Origin of the sequence: Cellulomonas sp. Root137 (assembly GCF_001426725.1) — a bacterium.
In the GTDB taxonomy this organism is placed as follows: Bacteria; Actinomycetota; Actinomycetes; order Actinomycetales; family Cellulomonadaceae; genus Cellulomonas.
This window is the reverse complement of record NZ_LMFG01000001.1, coordinates 569731-590516: the sequence shown is the minus strand read 5'-3', so window position 1 is coordinate 590516 and position 20786 is coordinate 569731. Positions and strand designations below refer to the sequence as shown.

At 70.7% G+C, this 20786-nt stretch carries 18 protein-coding genes; 6 read left to right on the top strand and 12 right to left on the bottom strand.

What is annotated here, in order from left to right:
* On the top strand, window positions 1–636 hold the full coding sequence (locus tag ASD18_RS02745) for a DUF4126 domain-containing protein (protein ID WP_056086302.1): 636 nt from the start codon (window positions 1–3) through the stop codon (window positions 634–636).
* 53 nt (window positions 637–689) lie between these two features.
* Here the strand turns inward: ASD18_RS02745 and ASD18_RS02740 are convergent, their stop codons facing one another.
* The 4 genes from ASD18_RS02740 to dnaB form a co-directional block, all read right to left on the bottom strand.
* Window positions 690–1718, bottom strand: a complete 1029-nt coding sequence (locus tag ASD18_RS02740; protein WP_056086300.1) for a hypothetical protein — start codon at window positions 1716–1718, stop codon at window positions 690–692.
* A complete protein-coding gene (locus ASD18_RS02735) occupies window positions 1715–2296 on the bottom strand; it encodes a SigE family RNA polymerase sigma factor (RefSeq protein WP_082573881.1) in 582 nt (193 codons plus the stop codon). Before ASD18_RS02735 ends, ASD18_RS02740 begins: the two co-directional genes overlap by 4 nt.
* Before the next feature lie 174 nt (window positions 2297–2470).
* On the bottom strand, window positions 2471–4351 hold the full coding sequence (locus ASD18_RS02730; RefSeq protein WP_056086297.1) for a DUF4209 domain-containing protein: 1881 nt from the start codon (window positions 4349–4351) through the stop codon (window positions 2471–2473).
* Window positions 4352–4528: 177 nt separating this feature from the next.
* A complete protein-coding gene (gene dnaB, locus ASD18_RS02725; protein WP_056091431.1) occupies window positions 4529–5908 on the bottom strand; it encodes a replicative DNA helicase in 1380 nt (459 codons plus the stop codon).
* A 323-nt stretch (window positions 5909–6231) separates the two neighbouring features.
* Between dnaB and ASD18_RS02720 the strand changes: the two genes are divergently transcribed.
* Window positions 6232–7575 carry an MATE family efflux transporter gene (locus ASD18_RS02720; RefSeq protein ID WP_235522235.1) on the top strand — a complete coding sequence of 448 codons (1344 nt, stop codon included), beginning with the start codon at window positions 6232–6234 and terminating at the stop codon, window positions 7573–7575.
* A gap of 51 nt (window positions 7576–7626) precedes the next feature.
* Here ASD18_RS02720 and rplI read toward each other — a convergent pair whose 3' ends face one another.
* The 5 genes from rplI to ASD18_RS02695 all read right to left on the bottom strand — a co-directional run bounded on the left by rplI (window position 7627) and on the right by ASD18_RS02695 (window position 11933).
* Window positions 7627–8076 carry a 50S ribosomal protein L9 gene (gene rplI, locus ASD18_RS02715; protein WP_056086294.1) on the bottom strand — a complete coding sequence of 150 codons (450 nt, stop codon included), beginning with the start codon at window positions 8074–8076 and terminating at the stop codon, window positions 7627–7629.
* 14 nt (window positions 8077–8090) lie between these two features.
* Window positions 8091–8327 (bottom strand): 30S ribosomal protein S18, encoded by a 237-nt coding sequence (rpsR, locus tag ASD18_RS02710; RefSeq protein WP_056018476.1) that lies wholly within the window; start codon window positions 8325–8327, stop codon window positions 8091–8093.
* Window positions 8328–8404: 77 nt separating this feature from the next.
* Window positions 8405–8944 (bottom strand): single-stranded DNA-binding protein, encoded by a 540-nt coding sequence (locus ASD18_RS02705; protein WP_056086293.1) that lies wholly within the window; start codon window positions 8942–8944, stop codon window positions 8405–8407.
* Window positions 8945–9016: 72 nt separating this feature from the next.
* Window positions 9017–9310 carry a 30S ribosomal protein S6 gene (rpsF, locus tag ASD18_RS02700; protein WP_034611334.1) on the bottom strand — a complete coding sequence of 98 codons (294 nt, stop codon included), beginning with the start codon at window positions 9308–9310 and terminating at the stop codon, window positions 9017–9019.
* Between the two features lie 211 nt (window positions 9311–9521).
* Window positions 9522–11933, bottom strand: a complete 2412-nt coding sequence (locus ASD18_RS02695) for a transglycosylase domain-containing protein (protein ID WP_056086290.1) — start codon at window positions 11931–11933, stop codon at window positions 9522–9524.
* 296 nt (window positions 11934–12229) lie between these two features.
* On the opposite strand from ASD18_RS02695, the gene ASD18_RS02690 reads away from it, so the two are divergent.
* Both ASD18_RS02690 and ASD18_RS02685 read left to right on the top strand, forming a co-directional pair.
* The gene (locus ASD18_RS02690) at window positions 12230–12880 is read left to right on the top strand and encodes a PadR family transcriptional regulator (RefSeq protein ID WP_056086285.1); all 651 of its coding nucleotides are present in this window, start codon (window positions 12230–12232) and stop codon (window positions 12878–12880) included.
* Window positions 12877–13968: an inositol-3-phosphate synthase gene (locus ASD18_RS02685; RefSeq protein ID WP_056086282.1), complete on the top strand. Its 1092-nt coding sequence runs from the start codon at window positions 12877–12879 to the stop codon at window positions 13966–13968. The genes ASD18_RS02690 and ASD18_RS02685 overlap by 4 nt, the downstream gene beginning before the upstream one ends.
* 145 nt (window positions 13969–14113) lie before the next feature.
* On the opposite strand, the gene ASD18_RS02680 is transcribed toward ASD18_RS02685, so the two are convergent.
* A complete protein-coding gene (locus ASD18_RS02680) occupies window positions 14114–15535 on the bottom strand; it encodes a hypothetical protein (protein ID WP_056086280.1) in 1422 nt (473 codons plus the stop codon).
* A complete protein-coding gene (locus ASD18_RS02675; RefSeq protein ID WP_056086277.1) occupies window positions 15532–16086 on the bottom strand; it encodes an RNA polymerase sigma factor in 555 nt (184 codons plus the stop codon). The genes ASD18_RS02680 and ASD18_RS02675 overlap by 4 nt, the downstream gene beginning before the upstream one ends.
* A gap of 196 nt (window positions 16087–16282) precedes the next feature.
* On the opposite strand from ASD18_RS02675, the gene ASD18_RS02670 reads away from it, so the two are divergent.
* Together ASD18_RS02670 and ASD18_RS02665 are read left to right on the top strand one after the other, a co-directional pair.
* Window positions 16283–17593, top strand: coding sequence for an MFS transporter (locus ASD18_RS02670; RefSeq protein WP_056086274.1), 1311 nt, complete (start codon window positions 16283–16285; stop codon window positions 17591–17593).
* Complete coding sequence (locus ASD18_RS02665; protein ID WP_235522234.1) at window positions 17590–19278, top strand: PP2C family protein-serine/threonine phosphatase; 1689 nt, start codon at window positions 17590–17592, stop codon at window positions 19276–19278. Before ASD18_RS02670 ends, ASD18_RS02665 begins: the two co-directional genes overlap by 4 nt.
* Here the strand turns inward: ASD18_RS02665 and ASD18_RS02660 are convergent.
* Window positions 19253–20761: a CCA tRNA nucleotidyltransferase gene (locus ASD18_RS02660; RefSeq protein ID WP_082573472.1), complete on the bottom strand. Its 1509-nt coding sequence runs from the start codon at window positions 20759–20761 to the stop codon at window positions 19253–19255. The two genes, ASD18_RS02665 and ASD18_RS02660, sit on opposite strands and share 26 nt — an antisense overlap.
* Window positions 20762–20786 lie beyond the last annotated feature (25 nt).

The following is a 20786-nucleotide window of genomic DNA, read 5'->3' as shown; positions in this document are numbered from 1 at the left end:
ATGCTCGAGGCGCTCACCGGCACCGGCCTGGCCACCGCGGCCGGTCTCAACGCGTACATCCCGCTGCTCGTCATCGGGGCGCTCGCGCGGTGGACGGATCTCATCAACCCGCCTGCCGGGTGGGAGTGGCTCACCAACGGTTGGGTCCTGGCCGTGCTGGCCGTGCTCCTGGCGCTCGAGGTGGTCGCCGACAAGGTCCCCGGCGTCGACAGCGTCAACGACATCGTGCAGACGGTGGTGCGGCCCGTCGCGGGCGGCATCGCGTTCGGTGCGGGCTCGAGCTCGCAGACCACCGTCGTCACGGATCCTGAGGCGTTCGTCGAGTCCGGCCAGTGGGTCCCGATCGTCATCGGGATCGTCCTGGCCCTCGTCGTGCACGGCGCGAAGGCCGCCGCGCGGCCCGTCGTCAACGTCACGACGCTCGGCACGGGGGGACCCGTGGTGAGCACCGTCGAGGACGCCACGAGCGTCGGGCTGTCGTTCGCCGCGATCCTGGCGCCCCTGCTGGTGCTCGTCGCGCTGGTCGGGCTCGCCATCGCGTGGTTCCGCTTCCGCGCACGACGCAGACGCGGCCGGTCGTCGGGAGAGACGTCGCACGAGGTGTCGCCACCGCCACCCCCGGTCGACGTCCCGTAACCGCTGCGCGGGCGGCCGCCCGCCGCCCGAGGAAACAGCCGGGCTGGCCCGGACTACGGCATGTCGATACCAGCCTCCGCCAGGTACGCACGCGAGGCGGCCAACGCCGCTGCGACCGTCGCGCGGTACGCCGACACATACTCCGGCGCCGAGTCGAGGTACGCCTGCTGGTTGACGGCGTCGATGTCCGCCAACCGTTGACGGAGGTTCGTCGACTCCTTGCAGTCGATGTCGATCAGGCCGATCCGCACCTGCTCCTGCAGGCTCGTGCTCAGGACGCCGGCGGGTTGCAGCGAGCCCTCCTCGTCCGGCGCGGTCACGTCATGAGCAGCGAGACAAGCGGCCCACTCGGCGATCACCGCCTGCCCTTCGGGCGTGCGATACGCAGACTGGACACCCATGGCGGGCGCGACGTCGTCGAACGAGGTGGGCTCGAAGATGAAACCCATCGGCCGTACCTGGTCCGCGCACGTCTGCATCGCCGCGTCGACCGCAGGTGAGGAGACGTGGATCTCGCTGCCTTCACCGTCGTACGGATCGAAGGTCGGGCCTGCGTACCCGCGCTGCCGGAGCTCGTCTCGGTCCCAGATGCCGTACTGCCTCGACAGGTCCGGCTCGGGGGTGCGCGTGACGGCGAACACGAAGTTGTCGGCATAGCCGGCGTCGGCCATGCACCGCGACCGGGCGAGGTCCCACGCGCTCATCATGATGTCGAGGTCGTGCTGGCTGGCATGGAAGCTTGAGAGGGGCGTGGTGACCAGACCGGTCACCGGGTCGATCACAGCGTGCGCGGACGTCGGCGACGGCTCCGGGGCGGGCGCGGTCGTCGGTGTGTTCGTCGCCGTCGTCGCCGTCGTCGCCGTCGTCGCTGGCGGAGCGGCGTCGCGCGTACTCGGCAGTGCGGCCACCGCCGCAGTGACCAGCCCTGCGACCGCGACCGCACTGATGGCGGAGACAGCGACCGCGCGCGTCCCGCGTCGGCGGCGACCGGCCGCGAGAACGCGGCGGTGGTCGACGGGCAGCGGCGGCGCCGGCGTCTCGAGATTCTTCAGGTGGGCGATGAAGGCGTCGTCGTTGCTCATCGGGACTCCTCAGCGACCGTAGAGACAGACAAGAGCGTGCGAAGTTGGTCGAGACCGCGCGACGCAGTGGACTTCACGGTGCCCACCGAGATGCTCAGGTCGTCAGCGACCTCACGCTCCGACAGGTCCAGCAGGTACCGCAGGACAACCACCCGACGCCGACGCGGGCTGAGCTGGAGCAGGGCGCGGACGAGGACGTCCCGGTCGGCGTGCGTGTGAGTGCCCGCTCCACCGGCGGCGATGAGCTCGGGCATTCCCTCGGGCGAGGTCAGCAGCTCTCGTCGGTGCCTACGCCAGGTGTCGATGCGCAGGTTGGTGAGCGTCTTGCGCGCGTAGGCCAGCGGGTCGCCCGACCGGGCTCGGGGCCAGGCCACGTACGTGCGGACGAGAGCCTGCTGCACGAGCTCCTCGGCACGGTGGACGTCGCCGCACAGGAGCCATGCCATGCGATTGAGCAGCGGCTCCGCCTCGACCATGAACGCCGTGAACTCCGCCGCCCGATCGTGCAGCGTGTGGTCGACGATCACCTCGACCATGCCGTCCGGCTCCACCGGTACGCCCCCGATCAACGTCGTCATGCCCAGAACACGCAGCGGGTGGCCGAAAGGTTGCTCCGTCTGCCGGACGTCCGCGGCGCGGGCCGCCACGACGTACTCGGTGGCATGGCGTGCGGGCCGACGCGGCGGAAGCCTTCGCGGTGACGGTCAGTGCGGCTCCGTGCCGCGCGATCACCGGTCTGCTGCCTGCGCCAGCTACGCGCCAGGACCCAGCGGCTCCCCATCCGGACCGTCTCCGGCAGCCGCGGCAACTCCGTCGCTACGGACCGCGTGATACGGGAGGACGACCAGCTTGAGGCAGTGCCAGGTCGCATATACCGCCGCCGCACTCCACGACCCGTCATCCGCCAGCAGCCCGTGGGCGAGGTCGTTGCGTAGGTTGACGCCGAGTTGCTCGCTCAGCAACGTCCGAAGCTCGAACGTCCAGTTCCGACCGAACGTTGCTTCAGTCTCGGGTGCTTCCAGCAATGAACCGAGGGCCTTCTCCTGCTCGGTGCCGTCCTCCGCGACGTACAGGGTGTGGACGCCTGCGAGCTTGAGGTGCCGACGCACGAGCTGTTCGACCTGTGGCACCAGGACTGACACCGCCGAAGGGAAATCACCCGACAGGCCGTGCAGCAGGCCGCGCGCCCAAAGGCCCTCATGCCCGGCCGGAACGAGGGGTGACTCCCGGCACAGCTGGAGGAGGAAGGCCATGTCGTAGCGCTGCTCAGAGGCCACGACCTGCCATGCCGGGTGAATGAGAACCTGGACCGTGAGTCCGACTCGCTGGTTGAAATTGCGGGCGACACCCCGGAGTGCCTCTTCGTCCGTGACACCACTGCCGCTGATGCCGTCCTGACGGCCGACCTTGCGGCCATCGCCAGCGAAGATCGTGCTGCCCAAGATGCGGGAGAACAGCCTGCCGGCTCTATCTCGCTCGTCATCCAGCTCCGACGGCAAGTCGATCAGCGGCGCGACGGTGGCCAGCCGCACGAGGGCCTCGAGCCGGTCCGTTCCCGAGACCGACCGTTGGGCGGCGGCAACGAAACTGGATACGTCTGGGCCCTCGCTGGAGATCATGCTCATCTCCTCCAGGGTTTCCTCTCGCAAGTCGACGAGCTCACGTCGGAGCTCGCGAAGCCAAGGCTCGATGCCACGAGCGGCTCGGTACTTGCGGGGCAGCCGACGCAGGGTGGCGATCGCCTTCTCGACGGAGAGGCTCGCAACCATCGCCGACCCGTCGTGCAGCAGGCGTGATTCGGCTTCGACCGAGTACAACTCAGCGATCGTCTCTAAAGCCTCATTCGCGGAATCGGCGTCATGCCGACGCTGCCACTCGACCACCTCGCGCAGCAGAGCGCGCCCAAGATCAGGGGCAGCCGTCTCTGTCAGCGCCCAGAGGTGCGCAACGACATCGGCCGCCTCCTCGGCGCTCGGCCGGCCAGCAGCCGCCCTCAGCAGCTCGGCTGCCCCGACGACCGCCCACTCGTCGGCCTGTCGCGACGACAGGACAAACGTCCGCAACGCATCCACCAGCCGCGTGACGACGTCTGCGGCCCTCCAGCGTCGTGCGATCTGCAACGCCCGTCGGTACCCGGCTTCTCCGCTGCGACGCCATGTATCGGAACTCATCGGGACATCGAGGTACGCGTCGAGCGCCACTGTTAGCAGCCCAGGATCGGAACGTCCGCCGTAAGCCCAGGCGATGTCGGCCACGCGCGAGCGCAGCGGAGCGGGAGTCAGCATCGGGGCGATCAGCGCGAGCAGAGCCAATTCTTCCGGCCTGAGGTCCCGCGGCAGGACGCTGCGCCCGCCGTCGATCATCTCCCACATCGGCCTGTAGGGATCGCTCCAGTCATCGGGTTCCAACATTGACGATGTTGCCCGCGCGAGGACCGCCAACACCCGCGCTTGAAGCGCGTCGGGCCCGAACGTCTCGGACGCCTGGTTGGCTGCGGCGAAGAAGTGGAGCGAGACCTGTTCCGGCTCCTCGAACTCGGAACCCGCTCCCGCGGCCTCGTACGCGGCCACCCACCAGGTGGGGTCGATCATCTCGACCCCGTCGGCGGGTACGGGTTCGTCCGGCTCGCTCATGAGGTGACCCTAGAGGCGAGCGCAGATGACGGCGGCGGGTCCAACCTGAGCGCCACCTGCGTCCGAGACCCGGCGGAAGCTCGTGCTGCTACGTCCGCGGCCATACTTCAAGTATCCGGGCCCGATTTTCAAACTATCTTGCATCTCGACACCTGTCGCGCTTCGAGCAGCAGGCAGTCAGGCCTGCATGTCCACGAAGCGCGAGTAGTGACCCTGGAACGCCACGACGAGCGTGTCCGTCGGACCGTTTCGGTGCTTGGCCACGATCAGGTCGGCCTCCCCGGCGCGGGGTGACTCCTTCTCGTACGCGTCCTCGCGGTGCAGCAGGATCACGATGTCGGCGTCCTGCTCGATGGACCCCGACTCACGCAGGTCGCTCATCTGCGGGCGCTTGTCGGTGCGCTGCTCGGCGCCACGGTTCAACTGCGAGATGGCGATGACCGGGACCTCGAGCTCCTTGGCCAGCAGCTTGAGCGCTCGGGAGAACTCCGAGACCTCCTGCTGGCGGGACTCGACGCGCTTGCCCGACGACATGAGCTGCAGGTAGTCGATGACCACGAGCTTGAGGTCGTGCTTCTGCTTGAGCCGCCGGCACTTGGCGCGGATCTCCATGAGCGACATGTTGGGGGAGTCGTCGATGAACAGCGGCGCCTCGGAGATCTTGCCCATGGTCGCGGCGATCTTGGCCCAGTCGTCCTCGCCCATCTGGCCGTTGCGCAGCTTCTGCAGGTGCACGCGCGCCTCGGCCGAGAGCAGACGCATGGTGATCTCGTTGCGGCTCATCTCGAGGGAGAAGACGACGGACGTCATGCCGTGCTTGATCGACGCGGACCGGACGATGTCGATGCCCATCGTCGACTTGCCGATGGCGGGACGGGCGGCCAGGACGATCATCTGCCCGGGGTGCAGCCCGTTGGTCAGTCGGTCCAGGTCCGAGAACCCCGTCGGCACACCGATCATGCCCTCGCCGCGGTGGCCGGCCGCCTCGATCTCGTCGACGGCACCGCCGATGATGTCGCCCAGGATCATGTAGTCCTCGGACGACCGGCGTTCGGTGACCGCGTAGACCTCGGCCTGCGCGTTGTTCACGATCTCGTCGACGTCGCCGCCGTCGGTGCCGTAGCCGAGCTGCACGATGCGGGTGCCGGCCTCGACGAGCTTGCGGAGCACCGACCGCTCGCGCACGATCCGTGCGTAGTAGCCGGCGTTGGCGGCGGTGGGGACCGACGAGATGAGCGTGTGCAGGTACGGGGCGCCGCCGATGCGCTGGATCTCGCCGCGCTTGGTCAGCTCGTCCGCGACCGTGATGGCGTCGGCCGGCTCCCCGCGGCCGTACAGGTCGATGATCGCGTCGTACACGACCTCGTGCGCCGGGCGGTAGAAGTCGGTGCCGCGGATCTGCTCGACGACGTCCGCGATCGCGTCCTTCGAGATCATCATGCCGCCGAGCACCGAGCGCTCGGCGTCCAGGTCCTGCGGAGGGGTCCGGTCGTAGCCGCCGCCACCGCCGCGGTGGGTGCCCGACGGCGCGCCGTACTCGAGCTCCTCGATCGTCACCTGATCCCCATCGTCGTCGTCGTACACATGTTCCATGGGGGTACTGACATCCGTGCTCTGGCAGGTCCCGCACACGCGACGTTAGGGGGCCCGGGCAGCGCCGCCAAACCGGCGCGCGCGCCTGTGGGCGACACGACCTTCGGCTGTGGGGGGACACCGGCGCGTCTGTGGAGGAACGCTCGCCTACTGTGAGTCGCGCTGTGGATCGTGTCCGATTTTGTCCACAGGCCGTGGACAGGGGTGTGGACGAGCGGGTGAATCGGCGCCCGAATCTGCCTCTCACCCGGGCAAACGCTGTGCACGTGCTGTGGACGCGAGAAAGGTTGGCCGAGATTTCACCTGTCGGACACCGACCCCAAGGCCTGGACGGGCAGATACTCGCGCTCGCCGTCCCGGCGCTCGGCGCACTCGTCGCCGAGCCGCTCTTCGTGCTGGTCGACTCGGCCGTCGTCGGCCACCTGGGTACCGCCCCGCTGGCCGGTCTGGCGCTCGCGTCGACCGTCCTGATGACCGTCATCGGGCTGTGCGTGTTCCTCGCCTACGCCACGACGGCGGCCGTCGCCCGGCGCCTGGGAACGGGGGACCGGACCGGCGCCCTCCAGGTCGGGGTCGACGGGATGTGGCTCGCGCTCGGCCTCGGGGTGGTGCTCGCGGCGGCCACGTGGCTGAGCGCGCCCTGGCTCGTGGAGGCGCTCGGGGCGTCCGGCGAGGTCGCCCAGCAGGCCGTCATCTACCTGCGCTGGTCGTCGCCGGGCCTGCCGGGGATGCTCCTGGTCCTCGCCTCGACGGGCGCCCTGCGCGGGCTGCTCGACACCCGCACGCCGCTGGTCGTGGCGGCCGGCGGTGCGGTCGTCAACGCCGCGCTCAACATCCTGCTCGTCTACGGCGTGGGCATGGGGATCGCCGGGTCGGGGCTCGGCACCGCGCTCACGCAGCTGGGCATGGCCGTGGCGCTCACCGTGGTCGTGGTCCGGGGAGCGCGCGGCACGGGTGCACAGCTGCGGCCGGCCGCCGGCGGCATCTGGGCCAACGCGCGCGCCGGCACCCCGCTGTTCGTCCGGACGCTGTCGCTGCGCCTCGCCATCCTGCTGACCGTGTGGGTGGCCACCGGCCTCGGCGCGGTCGAGCTGGCCGGGCACCAGGTGGTCAACGCGGTCTGGGGGCTCGCGGCGTTCGCGCTCGACGCCCTCGCCATCGCCGCGCAGGCCCTCGTCGGGCACGCCCTGGGCGCCGCCGACGTCCCCCGCGTGCGCGCGATCCTGCGCCGGACCCTGCAGTGGGGCGTCGGGGCGGGGGCGGCGCTGGGTCTCGTCGTCGGCGGGCTGTCAGCGCTGTATGTCCCGCTCTTCACGTCCGACGCCGACGTCCGCCGGGCCGCCGTCGCCGCGCTCGTCGTCGCCGCGGTGACCATGCCGATGGCCGGCTGGGTGTTCGTGCTGGACGGCGTGCTCATCGGCGCCGGCGACGGACGGTTCCTCGCGTGGGCCGGCATGGCCACGCTGGTGGTCTACGTGCCGTTCGCCCTGGCCGTCCGGGAGGCCGCGCCGCCGGGAGCCGCCGGGCTGGCGTGGCTCTGGGCCGCGTTCGCGGGCGTGTTCATGCTGGCCCGCGCGTCGACCACCGGCTGGCGCGCCCGCGGCACGGCCTGGATGGTGACGGGCGCATAGAAGCGCCCCGCTCCCCTCAGGGGAACGGGGCGCTCCTCAGGAGTGCTCAGCTCAGGCTGCGACGACCTTGACGGTCACAGTCGCGGACACGTCTGCGTGCAGACGGACCGACACCTGGTACTCGCCGAGGGCCTTGATCGGCTGGCCGATCTCGACCTTCCGCTTGTCGATCTGCGGAGCGCCGGACTTCTTGACCGCCTCGGCGATCTCGGAGGTCGTGACGGCACCGAACAGACGGCCCGACTCGCCGGCCTTGGCCGACACGACGACCGGCTTGCTCTGCAGCGAGTCGCGGATCGCCTTGGCGTCGTCGAGCGTCGCGATCTCGCGGGCCTTGCGGGCCTTGCGGATCGCGGTGACGTCCTTCTCGGCGCCCTTGGTCCAGGGCGTCGCCAGGCTGCGCGGGACGAGGAAGTTCCGGGCGTACCCGTCCTTCACCTCGACCACGTCGCCGGGCTCACCGAGACCGGTGACCTCGTGGGTCAGGATGATCTTCGCCATGATGGTCCCCTTTCTCAGCGTGCCGACGACGAGTACGGCAGCAGGGCCATCTCGCGGGCGTTCTTGACAGCGCGCGCGATCGCGCGCTGCTCCTGCGTGGACACACCGGTCACCCGGCGAGCGCGGATCTTTCCGCGGTCGGAGATGAACTTGCGCAGCAGCGCAGTGTCCTTGTAGTCGACGACGTCGATCTTCGCCGCCTTGAGCGGGTTCAACTTCTTCTTGGGCTTGCGAACCACGGGCTTGGCCATCGTGGTGCTCCTTGTCTGCTGGAGCCCTGGGCGTTGCCGTGCCCAGGGATGGGGAATGTCTGAGTGTCAGGCGCCGATCAGAACGGGGGCTCGTCGGAGTAGCCGGCACCGCCAGCACCACCCGCGGGCGTCGCCCACGGGTCGTCCTGCTGAGTGCCGCCACCGCCGCCGGAGCCGCCGAACCCACCGCCGCCGCCACCGTTGAAGCCGCCGCCGCCGCCACCGCCGAAGCCACCGCCGCCGCCACCCGAACGCTGGGTCCGGGTGACCTTGGCCGTGGCGTAGCGCAGGGACGGGCCGACCTCGTCGACCTGGAGCTCGTACACGGTGCGCTTCTCGCCCTCGCGGGTCTCATACGAGCGCTGCACGAGCCGGCCGGTCACGATGACGCGGGTGCCCTTGGTGAGCGACTCGGCGACCGACTCGGCCGCCTCCCGCCAGATCGAGCAGCGGAGGAACAGCGTGTCGCCGTCCTTCCACTCGTTGCTCTGGCGGTCGAACGTACGGGGGGTGGACGCGACGGTGAAGTTCGCGACAGCTGCCCCCGAGGGGGTGAAGCGCAGCTCGGGATCCCCGGTCAGGTTCCCGATCACCGTGATGACGGTCTCACCGCTCATGCCCAGCTCCTCGTTCGTTCGATCAGTCGGAAGATGTGGAGCCGCACATTACGGGCGGCCGCCCACAAGAGATCAGGCGTCGGCGCGCAGGACCTTGGTCCGCAGGACGACCTCGTTGAGGCCGAGCTGGCGGTCGAGCTCCTTGGCGGTCGCAGGCGTCGCGTGGAAGTCGATGACGGCGTAGATGCCCTCGGACTTCTTCTGGATGTCGTAGGCAAGCCGACGACGGCCCCAGATGTCGACCTTGTCGACAGTGCCACCGTCGGTCTTGACGACCGTCAGGTACTTGTCGAGCGACGGAGCAACGGTGCGCTCCTCGATCTCGGGGTCAAGGATGATCATGAGTTCGTACTGACGCAGGCTCATACCCACCTCCTCTGGTCTCAGCGGCCACGGTCGATCCGTGGCAGGAGGGTGTGTGCGTCGCTGCGCGGAGCGATCCGTCCATGACGACGGTCCCCTCCGGGCACAGCAATCTCCAAGGCTACCCGGCCCGGGGCCACCGCCGAAATCGGCTGTGGACGAGCAGGGGCCCGGAAGCTCCAGCGAGGGGCGGACGGCCGACCCTCGCCGAGGATCACGGGACTGCTGCCGTCTCGGTCGGAGTCGGCTGAGGCGGCGGCTGCTGCGTCGGCTGGGCCTTCGGCCCGGTGGAGATGACGAGGGTGACCGCGCTCCCCGAGGCGACCGTCGAACCGCCCTTCGGGTCCACCCGGATCACGCGCCCCGACGTGACGGTGTCCGACGGCTCGGAGACCACGTTTGCCACGAGCCCGGCGTTCACGACCGCCGCCGTGGCGTCGGCCTCGAGCTTGCCCTCGAGCCCCGAGGGGACGGCGACCTCCGTCGGCGCCTGCTCGGTGGGGGCTTCCGTCGGAGCCGCGGTCTCGGTCGGCGCCTGGGTCGGCGTCGTGGTCGGCTTGGAGCCGACGTTGGCCCGGGGCGGGAAGTCCACCACGGCCGCGTACGGCGGCTGCGCGAAGACCACGTTCATGTACGACTGCCAGATGAACGCCGGCCACGTCGCGCCGGTGATCTCCTCGATCGTCCGGCCGCTCTTCGTCTTGCCGAACGGCGTGATGGTGTCCTGGGCCTTGCCGTCCGCGCCCGTCTGACTGAGCGACACCTCGGTGACGATGTTCGGGGTGAACCCCACGAACCAGGCGGACTTGTTGTCCGTCGAGGTGCCGGTCTTCCCTGCGATCGGGCGGCCGAGCGGCTTGATCCAGTCCTTGCCGGAGCCCTTCTCGACCACCTGGGTCATCGCGTAGGTGGCGTCGGCGGCCACGTCGGGCGAGAACGCCTGCACGGAGGTGTCCGGGTGCTCGAACGCCACGGTCTGGTTGGGGTTGGTGACCGACCGGACGATGAAGGCGTCGTGGCGCGTCCCGTTGGCGGCGATCGTCGCGTAGGCCGTGGCCATCTCGATCGGGCGCACAGAGGTGCTGCCGAGCACGTTGCCGGCATTGGGCTCGACGACGGTGCTGATGCCGGCCTGCTTGGCCGCCTCGGCCGTCTTCTCCGGACCGATCTGGAGGTTGAGCTGGGCGTACACCGTGTTGACCGACTGCGCGGTCGCCTCGACGAGGTCGATGTTGCCGAACGACGTGCCGCCGAAGTTGCTGACCTTCTTCGACGTCGAGTCCCACCCGTCCAGCGTCTGCGGGGACTTGCCGCTGAACCGTTCGGTCAGGGACACCCCGGACTGGAGCGCGGCGAGGAGGGTGAAGGGCTTGAACGTCGAACCGGCCTGCACCTTGTCGTACGTGACGGCGTTGCGTTGGTCGGTGAGGTAGTCGCGGCCGCCGTAGAGCGCCACGATCGCCCCGTCCCGCGGATCCACCGATGAGACCGAGACCCGGATCGCAGGGTTGGGCGGCGCGGCGCCGTCCTGGTCCAGGAGCGTCCCGTCGAGGAAGCCGTTCGCGGTCGCCACGGCCGCGTCCTGGAGCGGCTTCTGGATGGTGGTCTGCACCCGGAAGCCACCGCGGTTGATCTCGTCGTCCGTCAGGGCGAGGGGCTCGCGCTTGAGCTCGTTGCGCACCATCTCGAGCAAGAACCCCGCCGTGCCGCCCATCGAGTCCGCGCGCTTGTACTCCACGGTCAGCGGGAAGGTCATCGCCGCACGGTCCGCGGGCGCCAGCCAGCCCTCCTCCTCCATGGAGTCGAGGACGATGTTCCAGCGCGCCTCGGCCTTGGAGGGGCTGACCTGCGGGTCCCAGTTGTTGGGCGACGGGATGATCCCGGCCAGCAGGGCGGCCTCGGACGGCGTGAGGTCCTTGGCGTCCTTGGCGAAGTAGGCCTGCGCCGCCGCCTGGATGCCGTACGTGTCCCGCCCGAAGTAGATGGTGTTGAGGTAGCGGCCCATGATCTGGGGCTTGGTCTCCTTCCTGGCGATCTTGATCGCCAGGAGGGTCTCCTTGAACTTGCCGACGTAGTCCGTCGTCGTCTTGTCCACGTAGTACCGCTCGACGTACTGCTGCGTCAGCGTCGACCCGCCCTGGGTCGCGCCGCCCCGCAGGTTGTTCAGGAGCGCGCGGCCCATGCCGGTGATCGAGACGCCGCTGTTGTTGGTGAAGAACGTCTTGTCCTCGGCGGCGGCGACCGCCTGGCCGACGTACGGAGGCAGGGTCGCGTAGTCGACGAGCTGGCGCTTCTGGGCGGCGAACGTGCCCATGACCTCGCCCTGGCTGCCGTCGGTGTTGGCGTAGTAGACGGTGGTCGTCTGCGCGCGGGTGTCGTCGGCCGGGTCGGGGACCTTCGTGTACGCGTACGCACCGGCGACCGCGCCGGCACCGAGGAAACCGACCGCGAGGATGGTGCCGACCATGAACCGCCACGAGGGCAGCCAGCGGTGCAGGCCGTGGAAGCCCGACCGGGGGTAGTCGAAGAACCGACGCTTGGGGGCGCTGCTGCGCGACGAGGTCGCCGTGCCGCGGGGCGCGGTGCGCTTGCCCCGAGCGGGTGCCCTCCGATTCGTGCCTGCCAACGCGCTGCCTTCCGTCCGACGACTGGGTCCGGCCGGTCCGCCCGGATCCGGGCAGGCGTCAGCCGCGTTGCTCAGTATGGGGGACCTCCCTGTCCCGGTCGCGAGGGCTCAGGCGTGGATCCGACGAGCCTTCACATGATCGGCACGCCGTGCGCGAACCGCCGCCGCACCTGGGAGGGCAGAGGTGACGGGGGTCACCGTGGGGGCCGGACTTGCTCGTATCCTCGTTCTCGACATACTCTCCGGATGTATCGAGTTGATACATCGACTCACCAACATCCCGAGGAGGTGCCCCCGTGCGCGGTCGTTCCGACGTGCTCGAGCCGGCCATCCTCGGGCTGCTCCACGAGTCCCCGATGCACGGCTACGAGCTGCGCAAGCGGCTCAACCTCGTGCTCGGGTCGTTCCGCGCCCTGTCGTACGGCTCCCTGTACCCCTGCCTCAAGTCGCTGGTCGACCGCGGGTGGATCCAGGGGATCGAGTCGCTCGCGACCCCGCACGGTGTGGCGTCCAAGCGTGCCCGGATCGTCTACCAGCTGACGGCCGACGGCAAGGAGCACCTGCAGCAGGTGCTCGCGTCGTCGGGACCGGCCGCGTGGGAGGACGAGAACTTCGACGTCAGGTTCGCCTTCTTCGGGCAGACCGACGCCGAGACCCGCCTCCGGATCCTCGAGGGTCGGCGCTCGCGCCTGACCGAACGCCTCGAGACGGTCCGCCAGTCCTTCGCCCGCACCCGCGAGCGCATGGACGAGTACACCCTCGAGCTCCAGCGGCACGGCCTCGAACAGGTCGAGCGTGAAGTCCGCTGGCTCGACGGGCTGATCGACAACGAGCGCGGCGTGCGCCGCACCCGTCCCGCAGGCACCGGTCATCCGGCCGTTGCTGACACACCCGTGGAGGACGACGACGTCGCCCCCGCGCGAACCACCGAGAAGGAGCGAGGATGACCTCCATCCGCGTCGCCATCGTCGGCGTCGGCAACTGCGCCGCGTCGCTCGTCCAGGGCGTGCACTACTACGCCGACGCCGACCCGAGCGGCACCGTGCCCGGCCTGATGCACGTGCAGTTCGGCGACTACCACGTCCGCGACATCGAGTTCGTCGCCGCGTTCGACGTGGACGCGAAGAAGGTCGGATTCGACCTGTCCGAGGCCATCGGCGCCTCGGAGAACAACACCATCAAGATCGCTGACGTCCCGCCGCTCGGCGTGCCCGTGCAGCGTGGTGTCACCAACGACGGCCTCGGCAAGTACTACCGCGAGACCATCACCGAGTCCGACGCCGAGCCGGTCGACATCGTCGCCGCCCTGCGCGAGGCCCGTGCCGACGTCCTCGTCTGCTACCTGCCCGTCGGGTCCGAGATCGCCGCGAAGTACTACGCCCAGTGCGCCATCGACGCCGGCGTCGCGTTCGTCAACGCCCTGCCCGTCTTCATCGCGTCCGACCCGGTGTGGGCCGCGAAGTTCGAGGCTGCCGGCGTCCCGATCGTCGGCGACGACATCAAGTCGCAGGTCGGCGCGACCATCACGCACCGCGTGCTCGCCCGCCTGTTCGAGGACCGCGGCGTCGTGCTGGACCGCACGTACCAGCTGAACGTCGGCGGCAACATGGACTTCAAGAACATGCTCGAGCGCGACCGCCTGGAGTCCAAGAAGCTCTCCAAGACGCAGGCCGTCACCTCCAACCTGAGCGGCCCGCTCGGCGGCAAGAAGTCGGACCGCAACGTCCACATCGGCCCGTCGGACTACGTCGCCTGGCTCGACGACCGCAAGTGGGCCTACGTCCGCCTCGAGGGTCGCGCGTTCGGCGAGGTGCCCCTGAACCTCGAGTACAAGCTCGAGGTCTGGGACTCGCCCAACTCGGCCGGCATCATCATCGACGCCGTCCGTGCCGCGAAGATCGCCAAGGACCGCGGCATCGGCGGCCCGATCCTGTCGGCGTCGACGTACTTCATGAAGTCCCCGCCCGTGCAGACCGAGGACACCGAGGGTCGCCAGCAGGTCGAGGCCTTCATCCGCGGCGAGCGCGAGCGCTGAGCTCGACTCACCCGCTGATCTGACACGAAGGCGCGCATCCCCGCGGGGGTGCGCGCCTTCGTCGTGCCCCTACCCGGCGAGTACCCACGAACCGAGGCCGCTCACCAGTCGGGCACCCCGGCGATCGGTGGGCTTCCGGGCCGGGTCAGTAGGACGTCCCCGGGATCCAGGACTGCGTGCCGGACACCCAGAGGATCTCTCCGAGACCGTACGGGGCGCCCGACTCGGTCGGGATCGACGCCAGCTCGACGGACCGTCCGGTCGACACGTCGTGCGCCGTCAACCCGACCGCGTCGATGACGTACACCACGTCGCCGGCGACGGTCAGCGAGCTGAACCCGCCTTCGCCCTCGTCCTGCTCGCTCAGGTCGTGCAGCAGCGTGGTCTGCCCGGAGGTGGTCATGATGTAGACACCCCAGACTCCGTCCACGCCGGCGATGCCGACCAGCCGACCGTCGGGCAGGAGGCTGAGGTCCCGCGCCGAGGCGAGATCGGGATCCGCGAAGAGGGCGTCCGCGGGCAGGATGGTGTCCGCGCCCTCGGCGGCGACCACCGTCGTCGTCCGCCGGAGCACGGACGCACCGGTGCCGTCCGAGCAGCTGACGACGGGGCTCGACGCGTCCAGCCATGTGACGACCATGCACGAGCCCCCCGCGGGCTGACTCACGATCATCTGCTTGGCGGTCGCCCAGTTCTGCAGGAGGTTCGCGCTTCCGTACCAGCTGCGCGTCGGATCCCACCTCGGTCGGCCGTCGAACCACACGAGAAACATCCTGGTCGTGCCGTCGGGTGCGACGACGTAGAACCCGTCCTTGTCCTGCCACACCGTCGACCCCGTCGAGTCGATGCCGACCCAGCGAGAAGCCTGCCCAGGCGAGACGACGTCGGTCATCTGCCCGGTCAGCAGGTCGATCCATCGGGGGGCCGTGCCCGTGAACTGGAACTCGCCGTCGTCGCCGGTGGTTCCGACGTAGACCTCGACGAGCGCCCGACGATCCCCTGCCTTCCAGTGCTGCAGCTGGCTCACCCGCACGGTCGGACCGTTCGGTAGGTCGACGAGCCTGTACCGGTCGGCCGTCGGGGACAGGAGGTAGAGGGCGGGTGTGCCGGACACCCCCGCCCCGGTCGATCCCACGTAGTACGTCGGCTGGTCCACGACCAGCGACCACCCTTCGGTCGCGGAGCTCAGGATGGCGTCCGTGACCGGCTCCGAGGCGGGCTGGCCGAAGGTGGCCGGCACGGGGAGGTACGTCGGCGCGGAGGTCGGTGTGGGAGACGGGGTCGGGGTCGGGGTCGGGGTGGCCGATGGCGTCGGGGACACCGTGGGCTCCGACGTGACCGGCGGCGTCGCGGGCTGCGGCGCCGGCGCGAGCCGCAGCCCGGCCCAGACCGCCGTCCCGACGACACTCGCGACGGCGACCCCGGTCGCAGACTCGACGGCGTGCCGGCGCACACGCCGCCGTCGTACGGTGCGCACGACGCGCGACAGACGCGCGTCGTCCAGGCCGTCGATCGGGGACAGCTCCTCGGCCGCCCGTACCAGCAGAGAACCCAGCTCAGCGCTCATGCCGCACCTCCGGTCAGTCGCACGTCGGCCGTCTCGCGGTGGTCCGAGCTGGTCCCGAGTGTCGCGTCGAGCTTCTTGGTCCCGTCGGCCGTGTAGCGCTTCACGGCACCCTCGGTCAGCCCGAGCGCGGCCGCCGTGTCGCGGATCGACATGTCCTCGACCTGCCGCAGCACGACGCACGCCCGCTCGCGCGGGGCGAGGGTCTGCAGCGCGCGCTGGACGTCCGCTCCGAGCCCGCGCGCCTCGATCTCGACCGGCGGCGCGGGCCGGGCACCGAGCCGGGCGGCCGCTCCCCGCTCGCTGCTCCGCCGACGGGACTCGTCGATCGACCGCGTGACGACTGCTCGGCGCACGTACTGCTCCGCCTGCGCGATCGAGCTGAACCGGGCCCGGCCGGCGAACGTCGCGATCAACGCCTCCTGGACGAGGTCCTGGGCGTCGTCCCGCGATCCGCACACGAGCATGGCGTGGCCGACGAGTCGCGTGTACCGCTCGCGGACCAGCTCCTCGAGCAGCGTCTCCCACCGTGCACTCACCGGACGTGCCCTCATCTCTTCGCATCGTCGGCCGACATCGCCAACAAGAACGGAGCAGGGCCCGCAAAAGTTGGGGTGCTCACCTGGATCGGCACCCGCGGCCGTCTGCTTGATGTGAAGGAGGACGGCCCGTCGGCGGCCGTCTGGGCGTCGACGGTCCGGTCCCGCGACGTCGGACGGGGGGGCCGCGCCCGGGTGGGAGGATGACTCGGTGCAGGTGATCGCCGACCTCAAGGCCCTGTGGCCCCTGAAGGACTTCCGCAAGCTGTTCGCCGTCCGGCTCGTGAGCCAGACGGCCGACGGCATGTTCCAGGTCGGGCTCGCGACCCTGTTCTTCTTCTCGCCGGAGAACGCCAGCACCGCGGCCGGTGTCGCGACCGCGTTCGCCGTCCTCCTGCTCCCGTTCACGATCGTCGGCCCGTGGGCAGGCGTCCTGCTCGACCGGTGGCGCCGGCGCCAGGTGCTGTTCGTCGGCAACCTCGTGCGCGTCGGGATCACGGTGGTCATCGCCCTGATCATGGTGACGGACGGGGTCGGGCCGGCCGTCTACGTGCTCGCGCTGGTCAACCTGTCGATCAACCGGTTCCTGCTGTCGGCGCTGAGCGCGTCGCTGCCTCGCACGGTCGACGGTCCGCTGCTGCTCACCGCCAACTCGCTCACCCCGACGCTCGGTGCCGCCGCGGCCGGTGTCGGTGCCGGGATCGGCTTCGTGCTCGGCCTGGTGCTCCCCGCCGGTCACACCCGCGACGGAGCCGCACTGTTCGTCGCCGCCGCGGTCATGGCGGCCGCTGCCGCGCTGGCCACCCGGCTGGGCAAGGACCGGCTGGGCCCCGACGAGCGCGCCGACGCCCGCCAGATGAAGGCGGCACTGAGCAACCTCGCCCACGGGCTGGTCGCTGGCGCGCGGCACCTGATCGAGCGGCGGACCCCCGCCCGGGCGCTCGGCATCATGGCCGCGCACCGGTTCCTCTACGGCGTCACGTTCATCGCGAGCATCCTCATCGCCCGCAACCTGCTGTCCGACCCCGCGGACGCGGACCAGGGGCTGCGGACGTTCGGGCTGGTGCTCGGGGCGTCGGCGGCCGGCTTCGTGCTCGCGGTGGTTCTCACGCCCGTGCTGTCACCGCGCACCGGCCCGCACGTGTGGATCGTGCTCTGCCTCGGCCTCGCGGCCGTCAGCCAGCTGCTGCTCGTCGCCTCGGCGTCCCGGGTCGCGGTGCTGGTCGCCGCCGGCGCGCTCGGTCTGGCCGCGCAGGGCGCCAAGATCGCGGTGGACACGATCGTGCAGCGCGACACCGACGACGCCTTCCGCGGCCGGGCGTTCGCGCTCTACGACGTCCTGTACAACGCCGCGTTCGTCGGCGCCGCCGCGCTCGGGGCCGTCACCCTGCCCGACACCGGCTACTCCCAGGGGCTCTTCCTCGTGCTCGCCGTCGCGTACGCCGGGTTCGCCGCGCTGTACGGATCGGCCTCCCGGGGGGTACCCGCGGGGCGGGTCACCGAGGCACGATTGGCCTCGTGAGCAGCGACGACAAGGTGGTCGAGCACGAGGACGACCTGCCGCTGAACGCCGTGCTCTCCAGCGACCTCGCACTGTCCATCTCGGACGCGCTACGGCCGGACGACCCCCTGGTGTGGGTCAACGGCGCGTTCAGCCGGCTCACCGGCTACCCGGCGGACGAGGTGCTCGGCCGCAACTGCCGGTTCCTGCAGGGCGCGGACACCGACCCGATCGCCGTCGGGCGCATCCGGACCGCGATGGACGACGGGCGGGCGGTCGCGGCCGTCATCCGCAACTACCGTCGCGACGGCTCCCCGTTCTGGAACCAGGTGGTGATCAGCCCGGTCGTCGACGAGACCGGGCGGGTGACGCACCACGTGGGGATCCAGGCCGACGTCACCGAGCGGGTGGCCGCCGACCAGGTGCGGGACCTCGAGCTCGACCTCGTCGACGAGACGGCGGCCCGGCTCGACCTGCTCGCCCACATCAGCGACGAGCTGGCCAAGAACCTCGACTACGACGCGGCGGTCGACGCCCTCGGGGACATCGCGATCCCCGCGCTGGCGGCCTGGGGATTCGTCGCCATCACCGACGACCGCGGTCGGTTCTCCCGCGTGCACCTCGTCGCCGGTGACCTGCACGACCGCGAGACCGTCCGGGCCCTGGCGAACCAGGACATCAGCTGGCTCACGCGCGCCCCCAAGATCGCCGAGGCACTGACCAGCAGCCCCGGGTTCGTCGCGACCCCCTACGCCATCGACACCGCGTCGCTCCCCGGGCGGACCACCCCCGACCAGCTGGACCTGCTGCGTCGGCTGGGCCTGGGTCAGGCCATGGTGGTGCCGCTGCGCGCGCGCGACCGGGTGCTCGGCGTGCTCACCCTGGTGGCGGTCGACGGGTTCGGTGCGGACGCCGTGGTGACGGCCGCGCACCTGGGGCGCCGGGCCGGGCTGGCGCTCGACAACGTCCGGCTGTTCCTGGCCGAGCGCACCGCCGTGCTGACCCTGCAGCACAGCCTCCTGCCGGAGATCCCCGAGATCCCCGGGCTGGACGTCGCTGCCGCGTACATCCCGTCCGGCCGCCAGGCCGAGGTGGGCGGGGACTGGTTCGACGTGCTCCCGCTGCCGGACGGCGCCATCGGGCTCGCCGTCGGCGACGTGGTCGGCCACGACCTGCGCGCAGCGGCAGCGATGGGCCAGCTCCGCTCGCTGCTGCGGTCCTACGCGTGGGAAGGGTCGTCGCCGGGCGAGGTCCTGGCCCGAGCCGACGAGCTGGTGCGGGGCCTCGACATCGCCGACATCTCGACGTGCGCGTACCTGCGCTGGCGTCCGAACGGGGAGGGCGCCCACGTCACCTACGCACGGGCGGGGCACCCGCCGCCGCTCCTGCGCCTGGCGGGGGGCGAGGTCCGCGCACTGGACGAGGGTCTGTCCACGCCGATCGGCCTCGCCGGTCCGGGCGGTGCCGAGGCCACGATCGACGTGCCCCCGCGCGCGACCCTGGTCCTGTACACCGACGGACTGGTCGAGCGGCGCGACCGTGGCCTGCGCGAGGGGATCGCCCTGCTCACCGCGGAGCTCTCGTCGCTTCCCGACGACGTCGACGCCACGACCGTCAAGGACCGGCTGGTGGAGAGGTTCATCGGCCCGTACCAGGAGGACGACGTCTGCCTGCTCGTGGTCAGGCGCGCGCTGCCCACCAGCTGAGCAGCTCCTCGCGCGCGGCCTCCGACCCCAGCGGACCGCGTTCCATCCGCAGCTCGAGCAGGTGCTTGTAGGCCTCGCCGACCTCGCGCCCGGGCGCCAGCCCGAGGATCTCCATGATCTGCGTGCCGTCGAGGTCGGGGCGGATGGAGCTGAGCTCCTCCTGCTCCCGCAGCTGCGCGATCCGGGCCTCGAGGTCGTCGTACGCCGCGGACAGCCGGGCCGCCTTGCGCAGGTTCCGCGTGGTGCAGTCCGACCGGGTCAGCCGGTGCAGCCGCTCCAGCAGCGGGCCGGCGTCCGTGACGTAGCGGCGCACCGCCGAGTCGGTCCAGCTGCCCTCGCCGTAGCCGTGGAAGCGCAGGTGCAGCTCGGTCAGCCGCGCGACCGCCTGCACGGTCGCCTTGTCGAACCGCAGCTCCTTCAGCCGCTTGGCCACGAGCTTGGCGCCGACCATCTCGTGGTGGTGGAAGCTGACGCCGCCGCCGTCCTCGAGCCGCTTGGTCCTCGGCTTGCCGATGTCGTGCAGCAGCGCCGCCAGCCGGAGCACCAGGTCAGGGCCGGGCACCGCGCCGTCGGGGCCGGTCTCCAGGGCGATCGCCTTGTCCAGCACCGTCAGCGAGTGCTCGTACACGTCCTTGTGCCGGTGGTGCTCGTCGATCTCCAGGCGCAGGGCGGGGAGCTCGGGCAGCACGTGCTCCGCCAGCCGCGTGTCGACCAGCACCTCGAGCCCGGCCCGCGGCTGCGCGGAGACCAGCAGCTTGCTCAGCTCGTCGCGCACGCGCTCGGCGGAGACGATCGCGATCCGGTCGGCCATGTCGACGATCGCCGCGTGCGCCGCAGGATCGACCGCGAACCCGAGCTGCGCGGCGAACCGGGCGGCGCGCATCATGCGCAGCGGGTCGTCGTCGAACGACTGCCGCGGGTCCACCGGGGTGCGCAGCACTCCTGCGGCCAGGTCGGTCAGCCCGTCGAAGGGGTCGACGAAGGTCAGCTCCGGCACGCGGACGGCCATCGAGTTCACCGTGAAGTCGCGGCGGGACAGGTCACCCTCGAGCGAGTCGCCGAACGCCACCTGCGGCTTGCGGGACGCCGGGTCGTACTCGTCCGTGCGGTACGTGGTGACCTCGACGACGACGTCCTCCGCCAGCGACGAGCGGCGGCCGGCGAACCGCCGGGCGCCGATGGTGCCGAACTCCTTGCCGATGTCCCAGTGCGCGTCACCCCAGCGCGCGAGGATCGACTCCGTCTGGTCCGGGGTCGCCGACGTGGCGAAGTCGAGGTCCGCCGACGTCCGGCCGAGGAACGCGTCCCGCACGGGTCCGCCGACCAGCGCCAGCTCGTGGCCGGCCGCGCGGAACAGCTCGCCCAGCTCGAGGGCGTCCGCAGGCAGCCCCGCCAGCACGCCCAGCGCGCGCTTCTGCAGCGCCACCAGGGCGGCGCTCAGGTCGGGTGACTCGGGGCTGACGGTCGGATCGAGGGACGGCACTCGTCCAAGCCTGCCAGACCCGAGG